Genomic DNA, 6,000 nt, shown 5'->3' on the forward strand with positions numbered 1-6,000 from the left:
CGTCGTAGCTGAAGGTCGACGCGGTGGTCTTGACCGTGCCGCCCGGCGCGGTCCACACGTCGTCACGCGAACATCGTCTCGCCGTACAAAGCGTGAACATGGCAGCTACGGCTTCTTCTTCGCCACTACGAGGGTTCTCGCCGCGAGAAGCACCTGAGGAAGCACCAGGGCCATGATCCAACCGGCCATTTCCAGGGAGAAGGCGCCGCCACCGACACACATTGAAAGAGCCCACGTGACGATCAATGAAGCAAGTATCCGCAGGAAGCATACCGACACGCTGCTCAATCTCCATGCCAGATGGAGGGTTGTTGCCGACGCTACTCCTCCTAGTGTTCCCATGAAGCCAAACATGCCGACACTAAGGGCGTACCAATATACGGGCACAAAGAAGTACCAGGTGTCAGGATGGCTGATTGTGTAGACTGTCTGCAGCGTTGCGCCCAAGGTGGCTCCGGTGATGAGGCCCACCAGGATGGGCCATTTGTATATCGATGCTTGAGCATCTTCTGGTGGCATTCGACAGTCTTCCTCGCAAATATCTCTCCCGAGTGTGCCATGTTCGGCGCCCACAGCGAAGTTGCACCCCCGTTGACGTAAGAGTTCCGTGCCGTACGCTGGCGGACTGGCGAAAATACTCCCTGCGAGCGCGTTGACATGTGGGGCGTCGATCCTTTAAACCCGCGACGGTTCACCTTGGTAGTAGTGCGTGATGTAGTCGTTCATGGTGAGTCTGCTCTTGCGGACGGTCTGGATCATCGCCCAGCCAGTGGTCACCCCACCAGTCCCTGTCTCATCGAGTTGAACACTCTCAGCGTGTTCCCCGGGGTCGAGGAGGCCGTCCACGAAGGAGACGGCCTCCGCGCGGGCGACGTCGCACGACTCGGCCATGACGCAGCCCATGATCTCGCGTACACGGTCGCCTGCGACTGCATACGCGATGAACTGGATGAGCATGAGCGGCAGCCGTTCCGCGAGCTGGAGACGCGCCATCTGCACCTGGTAGGAGAAAGGGCCCGGCGACGGGCCGGCGGGAACGGGGTCAGGCTCGTCCACGACCGGCCAATACGCTGGGTTGGTGCCGGTCTCGTATGGCACGATCGGGTCCGGCAACTGGCGCGGTGCCACGTTCTCCGCCACGTACAGCAGTTCCTTGCCGCACGCCCCGTCCATGTCCGTCACGGGTCGCGGGTCCCGCACCCGCGCCCGGAACTCCTCAGGCCCGCGTGCGATGATCTCGCACCGGTAATACAGCGACGCGTCAGCACTGACAAGACGGTCGTCCCCGTCACCGAAGCCGACGGTGTTGCCCGGATGGTCGAGCTCGTGCAGCTTGGTCACCAGCGCGTCCCAGAACGCGATGATGCGGAGATGACAGGACGGGTACGGCCAGGTGGACATTTCGTCGGTCAGGTTCGCTATCGACTCCGGCGAGACCTCACCGTGCAGCAGCCCGATCAGCTCCCAGAACTGGACGTCGGCCATCGGCGTGCGGACGATCGGAGTCTCCAGCTTGATCACATCCGACGTGGCAGCGCGGACCCACGCGCCTGGATCTGTCATGACTGTCGGGAGCACCCGGTCGATGATCACGACCGGCCCCCACTCCGACAAGATCGGGAACGACGTATGCGACAACACCGTGAACACCCCGGCCGCCTCCGCGTGCAGATAATCCTCCCGAACCTGCTCCGACGGGAAGAACACCACGCTCTCCGTAAACGTGCGCCCCTTCTTCTGCAGTACCCTCAGCGCCCATCCCTCGCTGATCCGCCCCCCGATGAACCCCTGCGAATCCAGCTGCCCTGCACCCTCGACACGACTCGACAACGCCGCACGCACCCGCTCCGGCGACCACCGCTCACCCATCACGCTCTCTCCCTCACTTGCAACTCGGGTTCTGGCCCGGTGGCATCTCATCCGGTATTCACGTGGCGAACTGCCCCAGCGGATGCGCCGTTCCCGGGGCTCACTGTGAGATATCACCTCCCATCGGTGCACCGGTATGCTCGCGAAGACTACGCACCAGCCGCAGCACGCGATTGCGTCGCCCAACCGTGCACGGAAACCAGTTGGATAGCCACTTCTCGCGTACTTGTACTTCCATCATTCTCACCGAACCCACGAAAGGGATGAATCTTATTCTTACACCGAGAAGCCCAGAGTTCACGGACGAAATATCAATTCTGACAACATCGCGAGATTTGATTCTATAGTTGCGGAACCACGACTTTACAACAAACCCGTCGTCGGTTAGCCAAACGCCAAGGCCCCACGGCCGCACAGTCACAAACGCTGGGATCAGAGGAAAGAGCCAAGCGCCTACATTGTCGCGGTCATACGGCAGTCCCGCCAGCCAGGCCGTACTCAAGAGCGCACCCCAAACTGCCCCGGTTACGCGAACACCTATCGCCGATCCCGGTATATACCGCATCAGTATCTCCTCATGAGATATCGCGGTATTGGCGAGGGTTTGGTAGCAAATGGATTTTGCCACCGCCACATCGAGGGTCTGACGACTTCGGATACTGCGATTCCGATTGCGGCAACTGGACCATTTCCAACCCAACCTGATATGCGATTAATATCTTGATAGTGCGTCCGAAGGTCGCGCCGCTTGATCGTAGCTATCGGGCGTGCGGCTCGCGTGAATATGTTCGCCTTTCCCATACTGCTCAGCACTTTTGCCATTGCGCCGCCACCAAACCAGCTCGCAACCGCGATGCCAGCGGACAATGCGGCTTGGTCGGGTTTACCTTGAAAGGGGTATCCATTTAAGTCACGATGGTGCCGGGTAGGGTGAGGTGGGCAAGAGGCCCCCGCGCTGCTGGAACAGCCGGGGGCGTGGACTACACACCAAGAAGGGGTGTGCTGTCGTGGTTGAGCCTACTCTGGCGGCGCTTCCGGTCGCGGGCGAGGACTATCCTGCGGATCTCGTGCAGCTGCGTGCCTGGTTCTCGTCGGACAGCGCATGTTTGGATTATCTGGACTGGTTGCGATGGCCTGACGGATTCGCGTGTCCCCACTGCGGTTCACGCGATGCTGGACGTGATCCGAAGCACCGCTATCGGTGTCGTGGGTGCTGGAAACAGGTCTCTGTGACCTCGGGAACGATCTTCGACCGGACCCGCACGCCGCTGACGGTGTGGTTCGAAGCTGCCTGGCTGATGACGACCGACAAGGGCGGGGTGTCGGCGGCGCACTTGCAGCGTGTGCTGCCGATCTCGTCGTACCAGACCGCGTGGACGATTCTCGCGAAGTACCGCTCCGTGATGACGCAAACCAGCGGAGGGCTGCTGGAGGGCGTGGTAGAGATCGATGAAGCCTTCTTCGGCGGTCCGCGGCCCGGTTCCCCTGGCCGCGGCGCAAAGGGAAAGACCCTTGTCGCCGGCGCGATCGAGACCGGAGGATCCGGGTGGGGGCGGGCCAGGCTCGCTGTGATCCCGGACGCGTCAGCGACGTCGCTGGAAACCTTCACGCAAGCGCACGTCGCCACGGGAGCCACGATCGTCACCGATGGGTGGCCGTCATACCCGCCCGCGCTGACAGGCTACGTGCACGAGCCGATCAATATCTCGGCGACAGGACGACCCGCACACGAATCTCTTCCCGCAGTCCACCGCGTCTTCGCGCTCGCCAAACGCATGATCGAGGGAACATACCAAGGTGCGGGCACTGCCGAACACCTCCAGGAATACCTCGACGAGTTCGTGTTCAGATTCAACCGCCGCCACAGCAGGAAACGCGGCCTGGTGTTCATGCGTCTGCTCCAGAGGTCCGTCCACGCCGACCCGATGACGTATCAGAACCTCGTGCGCGTCCCCGTCGCCAAGCCCGTCAAACCGACAGGTCTCAGCGGCCCACGCTCACGACCCGGCACACTCGATACGACTCACGAACATCTGCCCTGGCGACGGGACACCATCGTGACTTAAATGGATACCCCTTTACCTTGAATCCAGTACGCCAGCGCCTCGACGGCACCGCATCCTGTGCCAATAAAGCCGGGGATGAAGCTGCAGAGGGTGAGAACAGCCTTGCCGAGTCCGGTGTCAGTGATGTTTCGGGCTACTTGATGTATGAAGTCCGTAGCTTGTCCGGTGAGGTCGTGTTTGTTGATGGGGTCGGTGGGCCAGGTGTAGTCGTTGTCGACGCCGGCCTCGATGGGGTCGACCTGCAGGAACCGGCCGAGGTTAGGGACATAGAGGCGGGCACCCATCTCGATGATGGTGGCGGTGCCGGCCGTTTCGGTGAGCTTGAGTCCTGCTTGGTGCCAGCCGGTGTGTTGCCCGTTCGTCCCGGTGTCGTCGGAGTTGGTGGTGCCCAGGGACAGGGTGGTGGGGTGGAGGGGTTGCCCGTACGGGTCATACAACCGCAACACTGACGACGATGTGCCGGTGCCGGTGGTGATGGTGTGTCCCTGGATGCCGGGGTACGCCCAGGTTCTGCTGGTCCCGGTGATGGCCAGTTGCGCCCCACCAGGGAACGCGAGCTGCCGCGTCAGGGTGGTCCCGGTGACACTGCCCCACGGGGTGTCACCGGTCCCGGCGTGCAGATAGGTGACCGTGGTCGCCGTCCCGCTGGACGGGGTGGTCGTGCGGGACACGACCCGCCCGGCGGGATCACGGGTCACCGACACGACTGTCCCGTTGGCGTAAGTGGTCGAGGTGTGCTGGTTCTCCGCGTCGTAGGTGAACGTCATATCACCGAGCGTGGTGACGTTCCCGCGGGCGTCATAGACGATCTCCCCCGCGGTGAGCCCGTCCGAGACCGCGTGCGCGGTCGACATCGGATTAGTCACCGTCGACGACGTCAACCGATCCGCCCAGTCATAACAATAGTTCGACATCGTCGTCTTCGGCGTACCGCCGGGTTCGGTCCATACATCATCACGCGAATGCCGTTCCGGCGTACAAGGCGCGGACATGAGGGCTACCGTTCCTTATTCGCCAATGCGAGCGTTCTCACAGCGAGAAGTACTTGAGGGAGCATCAACACCACAAAGCATTCGATCATTTCTAAGGAGAATGCTTCCCCGCTTGAAAAAGCCAAGAGAGTCCATGTGATAATCGAAGTCAGAAGCACTCGCAGGCAGAATACACGCCGTGCACTCAGTCTTGTTTGCAGGCCGAGAGTCAATACCGATACGGCTCCGCCAGCAAAACCAATAAATCCCATTATGCCGACGCTATAAACGTAGGCAAGCACGGGCCCAAAGAAGAGGTACCATGTATCAGGGTGCGCGAGCGCATACTCCGTCTGCAAGATTGCACCCAATGCTGCCCCCGCGCAGAAGCCAAGCAAAAATGGCCAGATATTTGACAAATTTTTGGGATGTTGTACTTCCATTCTACAGGATTCCTCGCAGGTTTCTCGCCTGCGTCCGCCAGGTTCTGCGCGCAGCGCCAAAGGCGACACCGATTATGGCAAATAGGCTTGCGTACCGCACGCGGGTTGACTGCCTCAAATATACGGCGCCACCGCGCTGATATGTTCTGAATGTGATTCGCGATCCGACGCGATCGAAGTAGCCCTTACTGGCGACCGTGAATGTTACGGAAGTCCTGCTCGTGCTTACCTTCACAGTGCCAGTTGCGCGCAATGCGCCAGCAACATTCCGGGGTGCATTGACGACATTGTGGAGGGTGCATGTTGCGCCTTCGCTGAAGGTGGGGCAGCCGGTCACTGTGAAAGGGAAGACCTTGCCCGGGTTCTGTTGGAACACGCTCATTGCGTGCTCCGCGCTCCCGACGTGCGCCACAGGCCCCAGATACCAGTCGTACGTGTAGGCGTATGCGAGAAGCATGTCCCAGTCGCAAGCCGTATATGGTGTCGCTGCACACTTCCCAGTGAGGTCGGCGGATCCGATGGGGTCGGTGGGCCAGGTGTAGTCGTTGTCGACGCCGGCCTCAATGGGGTCGACCTGCAGGAACCGGCCGAGGTTGGGGACATAGAGGCGGGCGCCCATCTCGATGATGGTGGCGGTGCCGGCCGTTTCGG

Annotated in this window: 6 protein-coding genes; 1 reads left to right on the forward strand and 5 read right to left on the reverse strand. The window is 61.1% G+C overall.

Annotation, left to right across the window (positions count from 1 at the left end):
* Positions 1–105: 105 nt before the first annotated feature.
* Positions 106–471 carry a hypothetical protein gene (locus QM641_RS08980; protein WP_415115619.1) on the reverse strand — a complete coding sequence of 122 codons (366 nt, stop codon included), beginning with the start codon at positions 469–471 and terminating at the stop codon, positions 106–108.
* Positions 472–675: 204 nt separating this feature from the next.
* On the reverse strand, positions 676–1,869 hold the full coding sequence (locus tag QM641_RS08985; RefSeq protein ID WP_415115621.1) for a hypothetical protein: 1,194 nt from the start codon (positions 1,867–1,869) through the stop codon (positions 676–678).
* 1,007 nt (positions 1,870–2,876) lie between these two features.
* Between QM641_RS08985 and QM641_RS08990 the strand changes: the two genes are divergently transcribed.
* Positions 2,877–3,935, forward strand: a complete 1,059-nt coding sequence (locus QM641_RS08990) for an IS1595 family transposase (RefSeq protein ID WP_415115623.1) — start codon at positions 2,877–2,879, stop codon at positions 3,933–3,935.
* On the opposite strand, the gene QM641_RS08995 is transcribed toward QM641_RS08990, so the two are convergent.
* The 3 genes from QM641_RS08995 to QM641_RS09005 form a co-directional block, all read right to left on the reverse strand.
* Complete coding sequence (locus QM641_RS08995; RefSeq protein ID WP_415115625.1) at positions 3,932–4,789, reverse strand: RHS repeat-associated core domain-containing protein; 858 nt, start codon at positions 4,787–4,789, stop codon at positions 3,932–3,934. The genes QM641_RS08990 and QM641_RS08995 overlap by 4 nt on opposite strands.
* Before the next feature lie 143 nt (positions 4,790–4,932).
* A complete protein-coding gene (locus QM641_RS09000; protein ID WP_415115627.1) occupies positions 4,933–5,349 on the reverse strand; it encodes a hypothetical protein in 417 nt (138 codons plus the stop codon).
* A 1-nt stretch (position 5,350) separates the two neighbouring features.
* On the reverse strand, positions 5,351–6,000 hold a 650-nt coding region (locus QM641_RS09005), incomplete at its 5' end, for a hypothetical protein (protein ID WP_415115629.1).

The sequence above is a fragment of the Microbacterium sp. genome (assembly GCF_047605725.1).
Classification (GTDB): domain Bacteria; phylum Actinomycetota; class Actinomycetes; order Actinomycetales; family Microbacteriaceae; genus Microbacterium.